At 45.2% G+C, this 18,811-nt stretch carries 17 protein-coding genes; all 17 read left to right on the forward strand.

Going from position 1 to position 18,811, the window contains the following annotated elements; genetic code table 11:
* Positions 1–395: 395 nt before the first annotated feature.
* The 17 genes from L5M18_RS03255 to L5M18_RS03335 all read left to right on the forward strand — a co-directional run bounded on the left by L5M18_RS03255 (position 396) and on the right by L5M18_RS03335 (position 18,721).
* Complete coding sequence (locus tag L5M18_RS03255; RefSeq protein ID WP_028761762.1) at positions 396–851, forward strand: hypothetical protein; 456 nt, start codon at positions 396–398, stop codon at positions 849–851.
* Between the two features lie 268 nt (positions 852–1,119).
* Positions 1,120–2,604 (forward strand): NAD(P)H-hydrate dehydratase, encoded by a 1,485-nt coding sequence (locus L5M18_RS03260; protein ID WP_263195936.1) that lies wholly within the window; start codon positions 1,120–1,122, stop codon positions 2,602–2,604.
* 102 nt (positions 2,605–2,706) lie between these two features.
* The gene (gene tsaE, locus L5M18_RS03265; RefSeq protein WP_028761764.1) at positions 2,707–3,165 is read left to right on the forward strand and encodes a tRNA (adenosine(37)-N6)-threonylcarbamoyltransferase complex ATPase subunit type 1 TsaE; all 459 of its coding nucleotides are present in this window, start codon (positions 2,707–2,709) and stop codon (positions 3,163–3,165) included.
* Between the two features lie 8 nt (positions 3,166–3,173).
* Positions 3,174–4,631, forward strand: a complete 1,458-nt coding sequence (locus L5M18_RS03270; protein ID WP_263195937.1) for an N-acetylmuramoyl-L-alanine amidase — start codon at positions 3,174–3,176, stop codon at positions 4,629–4,631.
* A 13-nt stretch (positions 4,632–4,644) separates the two neighbouring features.
* Positions 4,645–6,558, forward strand: coding sequence for a DNA mismatch repair endonuclease MutL (mutL, locus tag L5M18_RS03275; RefSeq protein ID WP_411569264.1), 1,914 nt, complete (start codon positions 4,645–4,647; stop codon positions 6,556–6,558).
* Complete coding sequence (gene miaA, locus L5M18_RS03280) at positions 6,551–7,477, forward strand: tRNA (adenosine(37)-N6)-dimethylallyltransferase MiaA (protein WP_263195939.1); 927 nt, start codon at positions 6,551–6,553, stop codon at positions 7,475–7,477. The genes mutL and miaA overlap by 8 nt, the downstream gene beginning before the upstream one ends.
* Positions 7,478–7,569: 92 nt before the next feature.
* A complete protein-coding gene (gene hfq, locus L5M18_RS03285) occupies positions 7,570–7,842 on the forward strand; it encodes an RNA chaperone Hfq (protein WP_006084207.1) in 273 nt (90 codons plus the stop codon).
* Positions 7,843–7,865: 23 nt separating this feature from the next.
* The gene (gene hflX, locus L5M18_RS03290; RefSeq protein ID WP_263195940.1) at positions 7,866–9,173 is read left to right on the forward strand and encodes a ribosome rescue GTPase HflX; all 1,308 of its coding nucleotides are present in this window, start codon (positions 7,866–7,868) and stop codon (positions 9,171–9,173) included.
* A gap of 36 nt (positions 9,174–9,209) precedes the next feature.
* Positions 9,210–10,349 (forward strand): FtsH protease activity modulator HflK, encoded by a 1,140-nt coding sequence (gene hflK, locus L5M18_RS03295; protein ID WP_028761770.1) that lies wholly within the window; start codon positions 9,210–9,212, stop codon positions 10,347–10,349.
* Between the two features lie 3 nt (positions 10,350–10,352).
* A complete protein-coding gene (hflC, locus tag L5M18_RS03300) occupies positions 10,353–11,246 on the forward strand; it encodes a protease modulator HflC (RefSeq protein WP_113939145.1) in 894 nt (297 codons plus the stop codon).
* 370 nt (positions 11,247–11,616) lie between these two features.
* The gene (petA, locus tag L5M18_RS03305; protein WP_006080059.1) at positions 11,617–12,207 is read left to right on the forward strand and encodes a ubiquinol-cytochrome c reductase iron-sulfur subunit; all 591 of its coding nucleotides are present in this window, start codon (positions 11,617–11,619) and stop codon (positions 12,205–12,207) included.
* Positions 12,207–13,421, forward strand: coding sequence for a cytochrome b (locus L5M18_RS03310; RefSeq protein ID WP_105250274.1), 1,215 nt, complete (start codon positions 12,207–12,209; stop codon positions 13,419–13,421). The genes petA and L5M18_RS03310 overlap by 1 nt, the downstream gene beginning before the upstream one ends.
* Positions 13,421–14,119 carry a cytochrome c1 gene (locus L5M18_RS03315; RefSeq protein WP_105250273.1) on the forward strand — a complete coding sequence of 233 codons (699 nt, stop codon included), beginning with the start codon at positions 13,421–13,423 and terminating at the stop codon, positions 14,117–14,119. The genes L5M18_RS03310 and L5M18_RS03315 overlap by 1 nt, the downstream gene beginning before the upstream one ends.
* 96 nt (positions 14,120–14,215) lie before the next feature.
* Positions 14,216–14,845, forward strand: coding sequence for a stringent starvation protein SspA (gene sspA / locus L5M18_RS03320; protein ID WP_006080065.1), 630 nt, complete (start codon positions 14,216–14,218; stop codon positions 14,843–14,845).
* Complete coding sequence (locus tag L5M18_RS03325) at positions 14,845–15,282, forward strand: ClpXP protease specificity-enhancing factor (RefSeq protein ID WP_105250272.1); 438 nt, start codon at positions 14,845–14,847, stop codon at positions 15,280–15,282. The genes sspA and L5M18_RS03325 overlap by 1 nt, the downstream gene beginning before the upstream one ends.
* Positions 15,283–15,475: 193 nt before the next feature.
* Positions 15,476–16,060 (forward strand): anthranilate synthase component II, encoded by a 585-nt coding sequence (locus L5M18_RS03330; protein WP_263145522.1) that lies wholly within the window; start codon positions 15,476–15,478, stop codon positions 16,058–16,060.
* Between the two features lie 180 nt (positions 16,061–16,240).
* The gene (locus L5M18_RS03335) at positions 16,241–18,721 is read left to right on the forward strand and encodes a prolyl oligopeptidase family serine peptidase (RefSeq protein ID WP_263195941.1); all 2,481 of its coding nucleotides are present in this window, start codon (positions 16,241–16,243) and stop codon (positions 18,719–18,721) included.
* Positions 18,722–18,811 lie beyond the last annotated feature (90 nt).

Below are 18,811 nucleotides of genomic sequence, written 5' to 3' on the forward strand. Positions count from 1 at the left end.
CCTATCAAAATCATTTCGCTGTACTTCCGTTAAACTCTCTAACAATGACTTTTTCGTGTCATTCCCTCAATTCGCTCATCTGTATTTGTCTTGATTCACTGCTATCTACTTCAAGCCCTCTATCTCAAATTTACCATCTGCAACTAAAGACTTACGAATACCCTTTGGGCTAAGTGTGTTGAGATCTCTTTTGGCTTTTCTCTTTTATACAAAACAGTGTGATAGGATTTAGATGCGTGATCTATAGCGTGTTTCTTCAAGTTTTCCTAAATTAGATAGCTGCGTGAAAGTTAAATTATGACCTTGTTCAAATATTCGTAACGCTTTTACTCACATAATGGAATTAGACAAAATTAATAGCGCCAAGTAGTTGGCCTGACAATGGAGTGCATTATATGCGTATTCAACAATTACGTGATCTACTCGAGTATGTGGCAAATTGCCGCTTAGATATGGCGCAACTCTATGGCCGACTCAACAATCAAGCTGACTCGGCTCGTGTGAAAATGATGTTGGAGTATTTTGAATCACACCAAAAAACCATGGCAGAAAAACTGCGTGATTATATGGATGAAGCACCACATCGTATTCTTGATACTTGGTATAAAGACTTTACTTTTGAAGACTTTACTAAGCGTTGCCAAGATACTATGTTGCCCGCAAATATGAATGAAGATGATGTGCTCAACTTACATTTAGACCTAGAGAATCGTCTGATTGGTTTGTTAGAAAAAACAGTTAACTCAACCACGGCAGAAGATGCGCGCAATGCGTTAGCTAATTTGATCCGAGTAGAGAAAACTCAGCAGCAACGTTTAGTCCATAGTACGATTCGGATGGACGATATCTAAACCGTCATTTTTTCTCGATTCTCAAAGCCAGCCCAGTGCTGGCTTTGGTTTTTATGTCGACTTTGTATCGGCAACTTTTACTCTACTTTGCTCCATTTGGGCGGGTTTCTGCGCCTGAACTGATTTACGTCATAATTTCTCGCTGCTTTTTTTGCTACTTTCTTGATCTATTGGCTGATTTTTATTGGCCTTGCTCAATTCTGCCAAGACTTCTATGGTGAGATTACTCATTGTGAAATGGAGTCATTGGTGTCTAAGGAGATCCTTCATGGCACAAGATCTATCGCAATTTCCCAAAGCTCTATACACCCAAACACAAGTTCGCGAAGCGGAACTGAGTGCGGTGTCTCAGGGAGTCTCTAGTCTCTATGAATTGGTCGAGCATGCTGGCGCGGCGGCTTTTGAGTGTTTAGCGAAACATAGCTCCAAAGTCTTACCTGTGTTAATCCTTGCTGGCAGCGGTAACAATGGTGCCGATGCTTTAGTGTGCGCCCGTCTAGCCCGTGCCAGTGGTATGGACGTTTCTGTGATGATGACGTCAGCAGCAGGCACGCCTGAGTGTCAGCAAGCATTGACCCATTATCTTGCTGAAGGTGGAAAATTACTGCCGTTAGAGGTTGAACCTATTCTCGCAGCGAAAATCATAGTCGATGGTCTGTTAGGTACGGGGGTACATGATGCTGTACGCGACGATATGGCTAAATATATCCGTGCCATCAATGACAATTCGGCTTGGGTATTGAGCCTTGATTTACCCTCTGGAGTCATTGCTGATACAGGCGCCGTAGCAGGTGTTGCTGTGATGGCGGATATCACCTTATGTTTTGGAGGTTTAAAGCAAGGTGTGTTAACCGGTAAGGCGCGGCATTACAGCGGCGAGCTTGAATTTGCAGATTTAGGATTAACGCCTTTCTTTGCTGAAGCGAGCGCACAAAGAGTAGGAAGAGAGACTCTTAAGGACTATTTTGCCGCCCGAGCACGGGATAGCCATAAAGGCCAATCGGGAAAAGTCACTGTCATCGGCGGTGATATAGGCATGGCAGGGGCTGTGAGACTGGCAAGTGAGGCTTGCCTACGTGCAGGCGCGGGATTAGTCACTGTGATCAGTCGACCTGAGCATCAACTGACGGTGAATGTCTCCCGTCCTGAATTGATGTTTTGGGGTTGTGATTTAGTCGATATGGAAGTGTATCTGCGCCTTGGTTGGGCGCAGGTTATCGTGCTTGGCCCTGGTTTAGGTAAGCATGACTGGGGGTATAATTTGTTTAAAGCCGTGGGCTTGAGCGATAAGCCTTGTGTTTTAGATGCCGATGCGTTGAATCTGCTCAGTAATGAACCAAGGCGCCAAACGAATTGGGTACTAACACCACATCCGGGCGAGGCGGCGCGTTTACTTGGTTGTACCGTGGTCGATATTGAACTGGATAGATTTGCCGCTGTTCGCGCGATACAGCAAAAGTACGGTGGCGTTGTATTGCTAAAGGGCGCAGGAACGGTCATTTTTGATGGTCAGCAAATGGTAGTGGCACCAGTCGGCAACCCTGGGCTTGCCAGTGGTGGGTGTGGCGATGTGTTATCTGGTATTATAGGCGCGCTCATGGCTCAGGGAATGGATAATATGCAGGCAACTGTGCTTGGCGTAGTCGTACATGGTTGCGCCGCTGATCTTGCGGCAATACAGGGAGAACGGGGTATGTTAGCGAGCGATTTAATGCCTTTTATTCGCCAATTAGTGAATAGTGATTTACTCTAGGCGGAATGTGAGACTTAAGCGGGGCTGGACTTTGTTATGTGCCCTGTGCCTTTTTAGGATTGAGTCGCTTCTCCATCAATAACAGCAGTGATATAAGCGGATATGACAGAGTTAACTTTTTTCTTAGACAACGAAGACGACACTATTGCGGTTGGGCAAAAATTAGCCCGCCATGTCCAAGCGCCTTTGACTCTGTATCTTACGGGTGATTTAGGAGCCGGTAAAACGACGCTGAGTCGTGGCTTAATTCAGGGATTGGGCCATAAAGGTGCCGTTAAAAGCCCGACTTACACTTTAGTTGAACCTTATGAGTTAGAAGGTGTCGAAGTTTATCATTTTGATTTGTATCGTTTAAACGATCCAGAAGAACTCGAGTTTATGGGGATCCGTGATTACTTTACGGATAAGAGTCTGTGCATTGTTGAATGGCCAGATAAGGGAGAGGGTTTACTGCCCGCTGCCGATGTCCATATGCATTTAAGTTATCAAAATAGTGGGCGAGAAATACGCATAGAGGCCTTGTCTGAGCCAGGTGAAAAGTTATTAAAAGCGATAAAATAAAAACTAAAATGATAAAAAATAACCCGTATTTTCAAATTATTATTCTTTCTTTGTGTTCTTTTTTCTCTGTGGTGGCCCATGCTGCTAATCAGTTAGAAAGCGTACGTATTTGGGCCGCGCCTGAGTCAACTCGAATCGTGTTTGACTTGAGTGGAGTGCCTGATTACACCTATTTCTCTTTAGATGGCCCTAATCGTTTAGTGGTGGATTTAAAAAAGACCACTGCTAAAGTTGTGCTTAAAAATCTTGAAAACAACAGTAAGTTAGTTAAGGGCGTGCGGATCAGTAAGTCACCGACTAAAGGTGATTTGCGCTTAGTGATCGATCTCGTAAAACCATTGAATGCAAGCTTGTTTTCTTTGCCTGTTACTGCGCCCTATGGCAATCGTCTAGTGGTTGATTTAGAAGATAAAACGTTAACTACGGCAACGGCTATCGTGTCATCTACACCCGTCAAAACTGTCACCCAAGCGGCGCAATCATCCCGCGATATTGTCATTGCAATTGATGCGGGTCATGGTGGCGACGATCCTGGCTCCATTGGTCCTTCTGGTGTTTATGAAAAAAAGGTCGCCCTAGAAATCGCCAGACGTGTTTCCAGCAAAATCAATGACACGCCAGGCATGCGTGCTGTGATGATCCGTACTGGTGATTATTTTGTGAATTTAAATAAACGCTCTGAACTGGCGCGCAACAGTAAGGCCGATCTGCTGATTTCTATCCATGCGGATGCCTTTACCTCGCCCAATCCACGTGGTGCCTCCGTATGGGTGCTATCAATGCGTCGTGCTAATAGTGAAATTGGTCGTTGGTTAGAGCAAAAAGAGAAACACTCTGAGCTGCTGGGCGGCGCGGGTGAGATTATCCAAAACACGGATAATGAACAGTATTTGGCCATGACGCTGCTCGATATGTCAATGAACAGTTCGATGGCAATTGGCCATTCTGTAGCGGGGGATATTTTAAAAGATTTAGGTGGCGTGACTCAATTGCATAAAAGTCGCCCTGAGTCCGCGAGTTTAGCCGTGCTGAAGTCACCGGATATTCCTTCAATCTTGGTTGAAACGGGCTTTATTTCAAACCCTAAAGAAGAGCGTTTACTGTCGAGTAGTCGCCATCAAGAGAGCATTGCCAATGCTATTTATAAGGGGGTGAGCCGTTACTATCACAACAATCCGCCAGCGGATACTTTGCTTGCCCAAAGAAGGGGAGGAAGTTCTAGCAGTGCTAAGCCGGCCAAAACCACAGCAAAAGCATCAACAGAAAGAACGCCAACTGAAAGAACACCTACAGCCTATGTTGGCGATGCGGTATCGACAAAGGTTAAACATAAGGTCCGTCGCGGAGAATCTTTATCTGCAATCGCGCAACGTTACAGTGTGCCAATGTCCAGCATCAAACAAGCGAATGGAATGAAGTCCGATGTGGTGCAGTTAGGGCAAACGCTAGTCATACCCCAGAGTTAAATAGGAAAGCATGATGGGCATTCAGATCCTGCCTCCGCAATTAGCCAACCAAATTGCGGCGGGGGAAGTGGTTGAGAGACCCGCTTCCGTAGTCAAAGAATTGGTCGAGAATAGCCTCGACGCAGGAGCGAGCCGAGTCGATATTGAAATCGACAAAGGCGGTAGCAAGCTGATTAAAATTCGCGATAACGGATCTGGCATACCTAAAGATGAACTCGCGCTAGCCTTATCGCGCCATGCGACCTCAAAGTTACACACCTTAGACGATCTTGAAGCAATCCTTAGTTTTGGTTTCCGTGGTGAAGCGCTAGCCAGTATCAGCTCAGTCTCACGTTTAACTTTAACTTCACGCACGGCTGAGCAAACCGAAGCGTGGCAAGCCCATGCTGAAGGTGCCGACATGGCAGTTAAAGTGATGCCCGCCGCGCATCCAGTAGGTTCGACGATTGAAGTGGTGGATTTATTCTTTAATACACCGGCTCGCAGGCGCTTTTTAAAGAGTGACAAAACCGAATTTACCCATATAGATGAATGGTTAAAGCGCATTGCATTAGTGCGCGGCGATATTCATTTCACGTTGACGCATAACGGCAAGACAGTACGTAATTATCGTCCTGCCATGAATGAAGCCCAGTATTTACAGCGTTTGACGCAAGTGTGTGGCCGTCCATTTGCCGAGCAAGCGCTTAAGATTGAATGCCAACACGATGATTTGCGCCTCAGTGGCTATTTGCAGTCACCTTGGTCACCGGTTATCAGCGATACCCATTACTTTTATGTCAATGGACGCCTTATCCGTGATCGCTTGGTCAATCATGCAGTGCGTCAAGCCTTTGCTCAAAAAGCAGAACTTGAACAGCCCGGCTACGTGCTGATGTTGGATATCGATCCCCATCAAGTGGATGTTAACGTGCATCCTGCTAAGCATGAGGTGCGATTCCATCAGAGTCGCTATGTGCATGATTATATTCTGCAAGCATTGCAATCGGCGCTGGAAGAAGCAGGAGAGCTCAACTTCGTTCACTCAAGCTCTTTGGGTGAGGTTGAAGATGTGTTTGTGGATGCCCCGATAAGTGCCACTGAAATCTCAGCCCCTTTTGTATTTGGCGCTGATTCAGCTCAAGTTAATACGCAAGCTGATACACTTGAGTCTGCTCAAGATTCAGTTGCCCCTGCCGTTCAAGTAAAGTATGTAGGTGCAGGACGAGAAGGCGCCAGTTTTGGCACTCAAACGAATGCTTTTGGCAGCATGACAACGCCAAGGGACAGCAGCCGTGGCAGTTATTCTGCAGGTGAATCTCGACAACGTACTGAATTACCGTCAAAGGCGGCAATAGCAAGTTATGGTGCTTTACTGCAAACCCCTTCTTACAGTGTAAAAGATCAAGATTATCAGTCTGTGTTACCTATGCCATCGATATTAGATGGGCAATATTGGGTGATGACGTCGGAAGATAAACTCAGTCTATTATCAATAAAATCAGTAGCATTGGCGACGCGATGCCAAGAGATTGAAGCTAAGCTAGCGACGGGGTTAATTGGTCAGCCTTTATTGATGCCAGTGTCTGTCGCGGCTGATGCGGATTGGCAGGCTGTGCTCACTGAACACGACACGCTGATCCGCCAATTAGGTTTAGAACTAACAATTCGTTACCAGCAGTTGATTATTAAAAAAGTGCCCCCATATATCAGAGAGAGCCAGTTAGCCAAAGTGATCCCTGAATTGCTACAATCACTACGTTTTGAAACACCTGCGCCGAGCGCATTGGCGTTTTGGTTGGCAAAACACAGTTTAACGGGATTCGTTTCGGCACCAGAAGTCTGGGCAGCATTTTCGCAGTTAGCTGAAGAGAAAAAACAGCTTATTGCCAACAAAGCGATATTCTTACCTTGGCAATCGTGGCTAGAAGAGCAAGCAAGTGAATAAAGAATTACAGCCTAAAGTGTTATTTTTGATGGGGCCAACGGCCTCAGGTAAGACAGCTTTAGCATTAGAATTGGCCGAAAAGCATAACTGTGAAATTATTTCGGTCGATTCGGCATTAATTTATCGTGGTATGGACATTGGCAGTGCCAAGCCTTCAGCAGACGAACTGGCTCGCGGGCCGCACAGATTAATTGATATTCGTGAACCCAGTGAAAGCTATTCGGCAGCCGACTTTAGAGCCGATGCAATAGCCCAGATAGAAGAGATTGTCAGCATGGGGAAAACGCCAGTATTAGTTGGCGGAACCATGATGTATTTCAAAGCGTTACTCGAAGGTTTGTCACCTTTGCCGAGTGCGGATGAGGCCATTAGAGCCGAGATCCAAGCGGAGGCGGATGAAAAGGGATGGGAAGCACTGCATGACCAATTAAGGGAGATAGATCCCGTGTCGGCAGAAAGAATTCATCCTAATGATCCACAAAGACTTTCAAGAGCGCTGGAAGTCTATAGAATAAGCGGCAAGAGCATGACTGAGTTGACTCAGACCAAGTCAGCTCCCTTGCCTTATGACGTAGTGCAGTTTGCTATTGCACCGCGCGAACGCAAAGTGTTACATGACTTAATAGCGCAACGTTTTGCGATTATGCTCAAACAGGGCTTTATTGAGGAAGTCACAGAGCTAAAAGCCCGTGGAGACTTGCATTTAGACTTGCCTTCAATGCGTTGTGTCGGTTATCGACAGTGCTGGCAATACCTAGATGGTGAGTTTGACTATGATACTATGGTCGAAAAAGCGGTTGCTGCTACTAGGCAATTGGCTAAGCGTCAATTAACATGGTTGCGGAGTTGGCCAGAGTTGAATTGGCTTGAAAGTGGTGCTGAGGGGAATTTAGTTATACTTATGCGTCAATGCCGCTAGCTTATTAGCCCTTGCTGTATAATACTAAAACTAAACAAAAAACTATCACTGATATCGATTTATTTTATATAAATTAAAAAGGAAATAATAAAATGGCTAAGGGGCAATCTTTACAAGACCCATTTTTGAACGCATTGCGTCGCGAGCGCGTTCCTGTATCAATTTACTTGGTTAACGGCATTAAACTCCAAGGACAGGTAGAGTCGTTTGATCAATTTGTCATTCTGTTGAAAAATACAGTGAGCCAAATGGTTTATAAACACGCTATTTCTACTGTCGTGCCAGCACGCCCATTCAACGTTACTGGTCACCAAAATGCCCAAGGCGGATATGGTGCTCAAGATGATGCGCCTAGTGGCGAATAAGTATTATCTGAGGAGTTTGCTTCTTGTTTGATCGTTATGAGGCGGGAGAAACTGCGGTTCTTGTCCATATCGACTTTTCCGATGAGGAACGCCGAGAAGATTTAGTCGAGCTGCAGCTATTAGTAGAATCAGCTGGGGCAAGATCAGTCGGGGTGATTACTGGAAGTCGACGTTCACCGGATCGCAAATTTTTTGTGGGTTCTGGTAAAGCCGAAGAGTTAGCTGCATTAGTGGCGGCGACTGAAGCCAATGTGGTGATTTTTAATCATGCATTGAGTCCAGCCCAAGAGCGTAATCTTGAGCAAGTGTGTCAGTGTCGAGTGCTCGACCGTACGACACTTATTCTCGATATTTTTGCCCAAAGAGCGCGAACTCACGAAGGTAAGTTACAGGTGGAGCTAGCGCAATTGCGCCATATGTCGACTCGCCTGATCCGTGGTTGGACGCATCTTGAAAGGCAAAAGGGCGGTATTGGTTTACGTGGTCCAGGGGAAACCCAGCTCGAAACCGATAGACGTTTGCTCAGAGGACGGATTAAAAATATCAACAAACGCTTAGAGCGAGTTGATAAGCAACGTGAACAGAGTCGACGTGCACGTAAGCGTAGTGATTTGTCGACAGTTTCACTAGTCGGCTACACAAACGCGGGTAAATCAACGCTGTTTAATGCCCTAACATCATCTGATGTTTATGCTGCAGATCAGCTATTTGCCACACTCGATCCTACGCTAAGAAAGTTAGATTTACCTGATGGTGCCGTGATATTAGCGGATACTGTCGGGTTTATTCGTCATTTGCCCCATGATCTCGTTGCTGCATTTAAGGCAACCTTACAAGAGACAAGGCAAGCTGAGTTATTACTACACATAGTTGATTGTGCAGATGAAAACATGGCGGATAATTTTGATCAGGTTCAATCTGTACTGAAAGACATCCAAGCCGATGAAGTCATGCAACTCGTGGTCTGTAACAAAATCGATTTACTCGAAGATGTGACGCCAAGAATTGAATATAACGACATAGGCAAACCCGTTCGAGTTTGGGTTTCAGCACAGAAGCGTTTAGGATTTGATTTGCTACTGAAAGCCATCACTGAACTTATTGGTGAGGTGATTAAAGAGCTAACACTTAGAATTCCGGCAACTGCTGGACATTATCTTGGCCAGTTTTATCGACTGGATGCGATACAGCAGAAAGAGTACGACGATCTGGGGAACTGTATTTTGTCTGTTCGTTTATCGGACGCCGATTGGCGCCGAATAACAAAACAGAGTCAGGGTGAGTTAGAAACCTTCATCTTCGAAGATTCGATAGATGAAGCTGTTTGTTAATAATCTAATTTATTTCATCCACTTATGGAGTGCTAAATGGCTTGGAACGAGCCCGGTAACAAGGGTAATGATCCTTGGGGAAATAAAGGTGGTAACGACAAAGGACCACCGGACCTTGACGAGGTTTTTCGTAATCTTTCAAAGCGCTTTGGCGGCAAAGGAAATGGCTCAGGCCAGTCTTTTAGTTCGTTTAGCCTAATCATCATTCTTGCTGTTGCTGTAGTTGTTTGGGGACTTTCGGGTTTTTATACAATTAAAGAAGCTGAGCGTGGTGTGGCACTGCGATTTGGTAAACACGCTGGCGAAATTGGTCCTGGACTTCATTGGAAAGCCACATTTATCGACCAAATTTATCCCGTCGACATTCAATCGGTTCGCTCTATTCCTGCGTCTGGTAGCATGCTGACATCCGATGAAAACGTCGTGAAAGTTGAGCTTGATGTTCAGTATCGTATTTTAGATGCTTACTCATATCTATTTAGTGCCGTCGATGCGAACGCCAGTTTGCGTGAAGCGACTGACAGTGCACTGCGTTATGTCATTGGACATAACAAGATGGATGATATTCTGACTACTGGCCGTGATGCTATTCGTCGCGATACGTGGAAAGAGTTAGAGCGCATTCTTGAACCGTACAAATTGGGTCTTGCTGTTGTTGACGTTAACTTCTTACCGGCACGTCCGCCAGAAGAAGTGAAAGACGCCTTCGATGATGCGATTTCTGCCCAAGAAGATGAACAACGTTTTATTCGTGAAGCTGAAGCTTATGCCCGTGAAATTGAACCAAAAGCTCGTGGTGAAGTTGAACGTATGGCGCAACAAGCGAATGCTTACAAAGAGCGTGAAGTCTTAGAAGCTCGCGGTAAAGTGGCTCGTTTTGAGTTGTTATTACCAGAGTATCAAGCTGCGCCTGAAGTGACTCGTAAGCGTTTGTATCTTGATACAATGCAGCAAGTGATGACAGATACGAATAAAGTGCTGATTGATGCTAAGAACAACGGCAACTTAATGTACCTACCGCTAGATAAGTTAATTCAGCAGAAGCCTGCGACAAATGAGCTGGAAGCTAAGCCACAGCAAAATGTTAATTCTTCATCTGTATCAACGACTCGCGCGAATGAGCCTTTGAGTGGACGTCCATCCCGCGATGATCGTACTCGCCAAGGGAGGGAGTAATCCATGGGTAGATTAAGCGTTATTCTTATCGCCGTGCTCTTAGGTATTGGTTTGTCATCTTTAATGGTGGTGAATGAAGGTGAGCGCGCTATTGTGGCGCGTTTCGGTGAAATTTTAAAAGACGACGTTGACGGTAAGCAAGTCACCCGCGTCTATGGCCCAGGCCTGCACATGAAAGTGCCTGTGATCGATAAAGTAAAATTACTCGATGCTCGTATTCAGACACTCGATGGTGCAGCTGATCGTTTTGTAACTTCAGAGAAGAAAGACCTTATGGTCGATTCCTATGTGAAGTGGCGCATTATGGATTTCGAAAAATATTACCTGTCTACAAACGGTGGTATTAAGTCGAATGCAGAATCGCTATTACAACGTAAAATCAACAACGATTTACGCACAGAGTTTGGTCGTCGCACTATTAGAGAGATTGTTTCTGGTAAGCGTGATGAACTGCAAAATGATGCGTTATCCAATGCCTCAGAAAGTGCAAAAGACTTAGGTATTGAAGTTGTTGATGTGCGTGTAAAGCAAATCAATCTACCGGCTAACGTCAGTAACAGTATTTACCAGCGTATGCGAGCAGAGCGTCAAGCTGTGGCAAAAGAGCATAGAGCGCAAGGTAAAGAACAGTCTGAAATTATTCGTGCAACGATAGATGCCAATGTGACGGTGAAGATTGCCGAAGCCGAACGTAAAGCCTTAACCATTCGAGGTGAAGGAGATGCGTTAGCAGCGAAGATATATTCTGATGCTTACAACAAAGATGCTGAGTTCTTCGGTTTTGTTCGTAGCTTAGAGGCTTATCGAGCCAGCTTCTCAGGCAAGTCCGATATTATGGTGTTAGAGCCTGATAGCGAGTTCTTCAAGTATATGAAGAGCACTGCACCTAAGAAGTAATGCATTAAAAGTATTGATTTAATAGGTCCTGTTACTCAGGGCCTATTTTTTTATCTGGCGATTGTTAACTTAGCTTGAAAAGTCTGGGCTAATTTATATTAGCGATGCATGCTTTATGCCGATGTCACAGACAAGAAGCTTAAAATATGATCTAAATGAATTAAAATGGGTTAATAGTTGGGTCTTTTTTAGGCTTTTTTTAAAAAACACGCAATCTCCCTAACTTACTTGCGTGTTTTCACTATGATCTGCTTCTAATTTTTAGCTATAATGAGCCCCGCTTCAAACTTCGATTTTTGACCCTAGTGATGACTAAGGGCTGAAAGTCTTTGAAATATAAAAATTCCAACACCCTCTGGGAGATAAGTGGATGAGCAATGCGCCAGTCGATACCGGACGTCGCAGATTCCTGACAGCCGCAACCGCCGTAGTAGGTGGTGCTGGTGCCGTCGCTGTAGCGGTTCCTTTCATCAAGTCATGGAATCCGAGTGCCAAAGCGAAAGCTGCAGGTGCACCGGTCGAAGTAAATATCAGTAAAGTAGAGCCAGGTCAGCTGATCCGTGTTGAGTGGCGTGGAAAACCTGTATGGGTTGTCCGTCGCACAGATGCTGTGATCAATGAACTGCCAACACATGATGATAAGTTAAGAGATCCTGCTTCTGCTGAGATGCAGCAGCCTGATTATGCAACAAATCCTTTGCGCTCAATCAAGCCAGAGTATTTTATTGCTGTCGGTATTTGTACCCACCTCGGATGTTCACCTACTTATTTGCCAGATTCATTTGGTGAGCAAGTTGAAGGTGTCACTTCTGGTTTCTTCTGTCCATGTCATGGCTCTAAGTTCGATATGGCTGGTCGCGTTTTCCAAGGCGTACCTGCTCCATTGAACCTAGTTATCCCTCCACATCAATACGTTGATGATGGCACCGTGATTATCGGTGTAGATAAAGGAGTGGCGTAATGGTTAAGAATTTAATTAATTGGATTGATGCGCGTATCCCAATGACGGCGACTTATAACCGTCACGTGGGCCAATACGCTACGCCAACTAACTTTAACTTTTGGTATTTTTTCGGTTCGCTAGCGATGTTGGTATTGGTTAACCAATTACTGACAGGTATCTGGTTGACGATGAACTATGTACCAACAGCAGAAGGCGCATTTGCCTCTGTTGAATACATAATGCGTGATGTTGAATACGGTTGGTTGCTGCGTTATATGCACTCAACGGGTGCATCAGCCTTCTTCGTTGTCATCTATCTGCACATGTTCCGTGGTTTAATTTACGGTTCATATCAGAAGCCTAGAGAACTACTGTGGCTGTTCGGTATGTTAATTTTCCTCGTGTTGATGGCCGAAGCCTTTATGGGTTATTTGCTGCCATGGGGTCAAATGTCATATTGGGGCGCGCAGGTAATTATCTCTCTGTTCGGTGCAATTCCAGTTATTGGTGACGACTTAACCCTGTGGATCCGTGGTGACTACGTGATCTCTGGCGCAACGCTGAACCGTTTCTTTGCGCTGCACGTTATTGCTCTGCCGCTAGTATTAGTCGTACTCGTGTTTTTACACTTAATTGCGCTGCATGAAGTGGGTTCTAACAACCCTGACGGTATCGAAATCAAGAAGAACAAAGACGAAAATGGCTGGCCAGTTGACGGTATTCCATTCCACCCATATTACACTGTAAAAGACATCATGGGCGTCGCGGGCTTCCTGATAGTGTTCTGCTATGTGTTGTTCTTTATTCCTGAAGGCGGTGGTTACTTCCTTGAAAAGCCAAACTTTGAAGCGGCTAACTCGATGAAGACTCCTGAACACATTGCACCCGTTTGGTACTTCACTCCTTTTTACGCCATTTTACGTGCTGTGCCTGATAAATTGGGTGGCGTAATAATGATGGGTCTGTCGATTGCAGTACTGTTCGTATTGCCTTGGTTAGATCGCTGTAAAGTGAAGTCAGTTCGCTACCGTAGTACGCTACATAAGCTGAACATTGCTCAATTTGCTATATCTTTCATAGTATTGGGTTATTTAGGGGTAGTGCCTGCCACGCCGACGCTGACGATAGTTGCACAGGTGTTTACTTTCACTTACTTTGGTTTCTTTGTGGCGCTGTGGGTATACAGCAAGAATGAAAAAACTAAACCTGTTCCAGCGAGGTTGACACACTAATGAAAAAATTATTGATTGCATTAGTTACCTTGTTGCCGACGTTGGCTATGGCCGCGAGCGGACATAAAATTCATTTAGAAGATGCCAATGTTGATCTGCATGATAAAGCTTCTTTAGAGCGTGGTGTGGATCTGTTCCAACATTACTGTTCTGGTTGCCACAGCACTCAGTATCAACGTTATGAACGTGTAGCGACCGATATCGGTATCTCTGCGGATGATATGCGTAATAAGTATATGTTCACCGATGCTAAAATTGGTGAGTTGATGCAAAACGCTATTCCACCTAAAGATGCTGCTAAATGGTTTGGTGCTACACCGCCAGACTTAACTTTAGTTGCTCGCGTGCGTGGTGAAGATTGGGTTTATTCCTATCTGAAAGGCTTCTATAAAGATCCAAGTCGCCCATTTGGTGTGAATAACACAGTATTCCCATCTGTTGGTATGCCACATGTACTCGAAGAGTTACAAGGCACACCAGTTAAACAAGAAGATGGCACTATTGTGGTGACTGGCGGTAAATTGAATGCGGAAGAATACGACCAAGCAGTACGTGATATCACTGGCTTCTTAGTTTATTCGGCTGAACCTGTTAAGCTAGAGCGTCAAGCTATGGGCTGGTGGGTACTCGGATTCCTATTTATATTCTTTATTGTGGCCTACCTCTTGAAGAAAGAGTATTGGAAAGATGTACACTAGGCACCAATAACGGGTAAAATGTAATATCCGCATAGTGTAAACGGGGGGCTTTGCCCCTCGTTTACTTTTGTTTTATTTCGATTCTGGAGGGTATCAATGGCTGTTGCTGCCAACAAACGCTCTATCATGACACTGTTTTCAGGTGCTGATGATCTGTATAGCCATCAAGTACGTATCGTGTTAGCTGAGAAAGGGGTTACTGTTGATGTTTTACAGGTCGACCCTAACGAAATGCCTGAGGATTTGCTCGAAGTAAATCCATATAACTCAGTGCCAACTTTGGTAGACCGTGAACTCGTTTTATATGAATCACGCATTATCATGGAATATTTGGATGAGCGTTTTCCTCATCCGCCTTTGATGCCAGTTTATCCAGTGTCTCGCGGCCAAAGCCGTTTGATGATGCATCGCATCGATACTGACTGGTATTCGCTCGTTGACCGTATCCGTAAAGGTGATCGTGTTGAAGCGGCTCGTAAAGAGTTGACTGAAAGCCTGATCGCAATTGCGCCTATCTTCGGTGAAGTGCCTTACTTCATGAGCGAAGAATTTGGTCTAGCGGATTGCTACCTTGGCCCATTGTTGTGGCGCTTACCTGTATTAGGTATTGAGCTAGATAGCCGTGTAGCTAAAGATATCAAAGCGTATATGACACGTATTTTTGAGCGTGAATCGTTTAAAGCTTCTTTAACTGAAGCCGAACGCGAAATGCGCATGGGTATGTAATGAAACCTTTGACTCCAAATCGTCCTTATTTACTAAGGGCTTACTATGATTGGTTGATGGACAACCAATTGACTCCTCACGTTGTGGTTGATGCCTTTGTTGAAGGCACTCAAGTACCGCAGCAATACGTGAAGGATGGCCAGATAGTGTTAAATATCGCTGCTGGCGCAGTGGGCAATTTGCAAATTAGCAATGAGTGTGTGGAGTTCAATGCGCGTTTTGGTGGTGTTCCTCAGCAGGTGATGTTGCCAATGGCGTCGATTGTCGCTATTTATGCCCGTGAAAATGGTGCTGGCACTGTCTTCGATATCGAAGATGCTTACCTGATGGACGATGAAGTCGATTCATCTTTATCTGTTGTTGAAACAACAGATAAAGCGTTTGAACCGACAGATGAGCCTCCTAAGCGTCGCAGTCATTTAACTGTGGTTAAATAACTGTGGTTAAATAACTGTGGTGAAATGCCCAAGTCGTTTAAAAACTAAGCCAGTCTAATGACTGGCTTTTTTGTCGCTGTATTTTAATCCCCACAATTGGTTAAACCTTAAGTACAAGGTGTGATAGCATTTGCGCCCGCATTCATCCGTTAGATATGCGTTACCTTTACCCATTTAGACCAATGGATCTTGTATGTTGCTAATGATCGATAATTACGACTCTTTCACCTTTAACTTAGTGCAGTATTTTCAGCAGCTAGGGCAAGAGATAGTGGTTAAGCGTAATGACGAAATTAGCCTAGCCGACATAGAGGCACTTGCGCCTACTCATCTGGTGATTTCGCCCGGCCCTTGCACTCCCAATGAGGCGGGAATTTCCCTTGCGGCGATTGAGCATTTTGCTGCGCGCATGCCAATCTTAGGTGTCTGTTTAGGACATCAAGCGATGGCGCAGGTTTTTGGTGCCAATGTGGTGCGTGCCGAGCGGGTAATGCACGGCAAGGTCAGTGCCATTACGCACACTGGACAGCGGTTATTTAAGGGATTAAATCAGCCTTTAACCGTGACACGTTATCACTCGTTACTGGTTGATGCTGTGCCTGAAGGTTTTGTACTCGATGCTTGGTTTGACGATGCAATTCACGGCCGAGAAATCATGGCCATGAGCCATCAAGACTTACCGCTTTATGGGGTGCAATTTCATCCCGAATCAATTCTCACCGAGCAAGGTCTCGAACTGTTAGCCAATTTTTTAGCGCAACCGGCTGTGTCCGTATAATTTCCTCGCCTTAAAAACTCTCCACACTATCAATTTCTGTTACAAGATTTATCCTTCTTTTTAAGCAAGTTTAGCGATTAACTATGCTATAACTGCCGCAAAACTACGCGAATAGGCAAAACCAGCAGATAAGTAGACTGGGTCATTTAGCCATTGCGATAACAATAAAAGGAAGGATAAATGAGAAGCGTAATGCGAAATTTGGGTTTTAGTGCGTTAGCGGTTGCCGTATTGGCAGGGTGCGCAGCGACATCGACTGAAACTGCAACTCCCGTAATAGCTCCGCCAGCATTCCAAGTTCCCTTAGCCCAACCGCCACAAGTTTCACAGGCGCTTACGCTTAATCAAATTATGGCAAATCCTGATTGGATGGGGATCTTTGCCAAAGAGGCTTACTGGAGCGACGATAGCCAAAGCGTACTGTTTGCCCGCCAAGCGAGTGCTTCACCTCTGCGTAGCTATTATCAGCAAGGCCTTAATGACAGTCGCGCCGTCGAGCTAGCTCTCGATAAGTTACATGCCGCAGATCAGCAGTTTGGCGTGTTTGATCGCACTAAGTCCCACAAGGCCTATCTGTATCAGGGCAACATTTTTGTTAAGCAATTAAGCACAGGTAAAATTAGCCAATTGACTCGCCAGCGCACCGCCATCGATGGTGTGCGTTATCTCAATAATGGCGATATTGCCTATTGGCAGGGCGATAATGTTTTCCAGATCCATCAAGATTCTGGCTTAGTCGAGCAACTTGCTGAAATTAAAATGGCGAAAGCACCAGAAGCGGTAAAAGAGCCGACATCTTATATTGCGAAACAACAGCACAGATTGATTCAGTATGTAGCGCTGCAGCAAGAAAATGCTAAAGCTAAAGCGCAGTACCAAGATGAATTACAAAAAAATGATCCAACGCTCGCCGCCAGCACTTGGTATTTAGGCGATAGTGAAGTGGTGTCAGAGCTGAGTTTATCACCCGATGGCCGCTATATTTTAGTCGCGCTTACAGATAAAAATTACACAGGTAGCAGCGAACACGACATCATGCCTAATTACTTAGGTAGTGAAGGTTATATCGACCCTGTGCCAGTGCGCGCGCGCGTGGCTGAAGATACGCCACCAGGGCAACGTTTTGTTGTGCTTGATTTAAACCAACATAAAAAAGTCGATATCACAATCGAGGGCCTTACTGGTTTTGATGAAGATGTGCTAGCCAAAGTGAAAGCTGAAAATGCTAAAGCGAAAGGCGAAACTTATCAAAGCACTAAATCGCCACGTAAAATTCAGTTGATGCAGGATTGGGGCTGGACTCAGAGTGCGATTCAATGGCATGAGTCGGAAAATAAATTAGCCCTGATGCTAGAAGCCACCGATAACAAAGATCGCTGGATCGCCAGTGTCGATCTTGCTAAGGGTAAATTCATTACCGAACATCGTTTGCATGATGATGCATGGGTGAATTACGACTACAACCAATTCGGTTGGTTACCGGATACGGATACCTTGTATTACTTGTCAGAAGAGTCCGGTTATTCGCAGCTTTATATTAAAGCTCAAGGCGAAAAGCCGCGTGCGTTAACCCAAGGCAAGTTTGTGGTGAGTGATATTACGCTGTCACCGGATGCCAATTACATCTATTACAAAGCGAACCAGAGTCACCCCGGCATTTATAACGTTCACCGCGTGAATCTTGCCACAGGTAAAAATGAGCAACTAACCCAGTGGGATGGCAACTTAGATTACAGCTTAAGCCCCGATGGCACTCAGCTATTACTCAATGCCTCACGCCGCACACAGCCTAATGAACTCTATGTTCAACCCATTGGCGGCGAGTTAAAGCAGCTGACGTCTTATACCAGTGATGCCTTCAAAAATTACCCATGGCAAGCGCCAGAAGTGGTAGCTGTACCTTCAAATCATGGTGCTGGCAATGTGTACGCTCGAGTTTATCTGCCGCAAGGCTATGATAAGTCCCGCGCTGAGAAATATCCTGCGGTTATTTTCAATCACGGCGCAGGTTATCTGCAGAATGCCGATTATGGTTTTAGCGGTTATTTTCGCGAGTTTATGTTCCACAACCTGCTGACTCAACAAGGTTATGTTGTGATGGACATGGATTACCGTGGCTCTAAAGGTTACGGCCGAGATTGGCGCACCGCTATTTATCGCAATATGGGTCATCCAGAAGTGGAAGACTTAAAGGATGGCGTAACGTGGATGGCGACTCATACCCATGTCGATACTAAGCGTGTCGGTACTTATGGTGGCTCTTACGGTGGGTTCTTAACCTTCATGTCTTTGTTTACCGCGCCGGACTTGTTCCAAGCTGGAGCTGCATTGCGTCCTGTGGCGGACTGGGCACATTATAATGCGCCTTATACCTCTAATATCTTAAATACGCCTGATGTCGATCCTATCGCCTATGAGCGCAGCTCTCCTATTGAGCATGCCCAAGGATTAACTAAACCACTGCTTATCATGAGTGGCGTAATGGACGACAACGTTTTCTTCCAAGACAGTGTGCGTATGGTACAGCGCCTCATTGAACTGGAAAAACCAACCTTTGAAATGGCGATTTATCCTGTTGAGCCCCATGGTTTCCGTCAACCTTCTAGCTGGTTAGATGAATACCGCCGCATCTATAAGTTATTTGAACAAGAACTTAAATAATTCAGTTCGATTTCTTTTAAAGGTCTCCTAGTCGAGGCCTTTTTATTGGGTAACTGACTAGGAAATATCCGATATAACTCTTTGTTTGCG

Source organism: Shewanella sp. SM20, assembly GCF_025654545.1.
GTDB lineage: Bacteria > Pseudomonadota > Gammaproteobacteria > Enterobacterales > Shewanellaceae > Shewanella > Shewanella oncorhynchi.

What these genes read in the sequence shown, in the direction of transcription:
- L5M18_RS03255 (WP_028761762.1), top strand. Translation starts at nt 396, where the DNA reads ATGCGTATTCAACAATTACGTGATCTACTCGAGTATGTGGCAAATTGC.
- L5M18_RS03260 (WP_263195936.1), top strand. Translation starts at nt 1,120, where the DNA reads ATGGCACAAGATCTATCGCAATTTCCCAAAGCTCTATACACCCAAACA.
- tsaE (WP_028761764.1), top strand. Translation starts at nt 2,707, where the DNA reads ATGACAGAGTTAACTTTTTTCTTAGACAACGAAGACGACACTATTGCG.
- L5M18_RS03270 (WP_263195937.1), top strand. Translation starts at nt 3,174, where the DNA reads ATGATAAAAAATAACCCGTATTTTCAAATTATTATTCTTTCTTTGTGT.
- mutL (WP_411569264.1), top strand. Translation starts at nt 4,645, where the DNA reads ATGGGCATTCAGATCCTGCCTCCGCAATTAGCCAACCAAATTGCGGCG.
- hfq (WP_006084207.1), top strand. Translation starts at nt 7,570, where the DNA reads ATGGCTAAGGGGCAATCTTTACAAGACCCATTTTTGAACGCATTGCGT.
- hflK (WP_028761770.1), top strand. Translation starts at nt 9,210, where the DNA reads ATGGCTTGGAACGAGCCCGGTAACAAGGGTAATGATCCTTGGGGAAAT.
- hflC (WP_113939145.1), top strand. Translation starts at nt 10,353, where the DNA reads ATGGGTAGATTAAGCGTTATTCTTATCGCCGTGCTCTTAGGTATTGGT.
- petA (WP_006080059.1), top strand. Translation starts at nt 11,617, where the DNA reads ATGAGCAATGCGCCAGTCGATACCGGACGTCGCAGATTCCTGACAGCC.
- L5M18_RS03310 (WP_105250274.1), top strand. Translation starts at nt 12,207, where the DNA reads ATGGTTAAGAATTTAATTAATTGGATTGATGCGCGTATCCCAATGACG.
- L5M18_RS03315 (WP_105250273.1), top strand. Translation starts at nt 13,421, where the DNA reads ATGAAAAAATTATTGATTGCATTAGTTACCTTGTTGCCGACGTTGGCT.
- sspA (WP_006080065.1), top strand. Translation starts at nt 14,216, where the DNA reads ATGGCTGTTGCTGCCAACAAACGCTCTATCATGACACTGTTTTCAGGT.
- L5M18_RS03325 (WP_105250272.1), top strand. Translation starts at nt 14,845, where the DNA reads ATGAAACCTTTGACTCCAAATCGTCCTTATTTACTAAGGGCTTACTAT.
- L5M18_RS03330 (WP_263145522.1), top strand. Translation starts at nt 15,476, where the DNA reads ATGTTGCTAATGATCGATAATTACGACTCTTTCACCTTTAACTTAGTG.
- L5M18_RS03335 (WP_263195941.1), top strand. Translation starts at nt 16,241, where the DNA reads ATGAGAAGCGTAATGCGAAATTTGGGTTTTAGTGCGTTAGCGGTTGCC.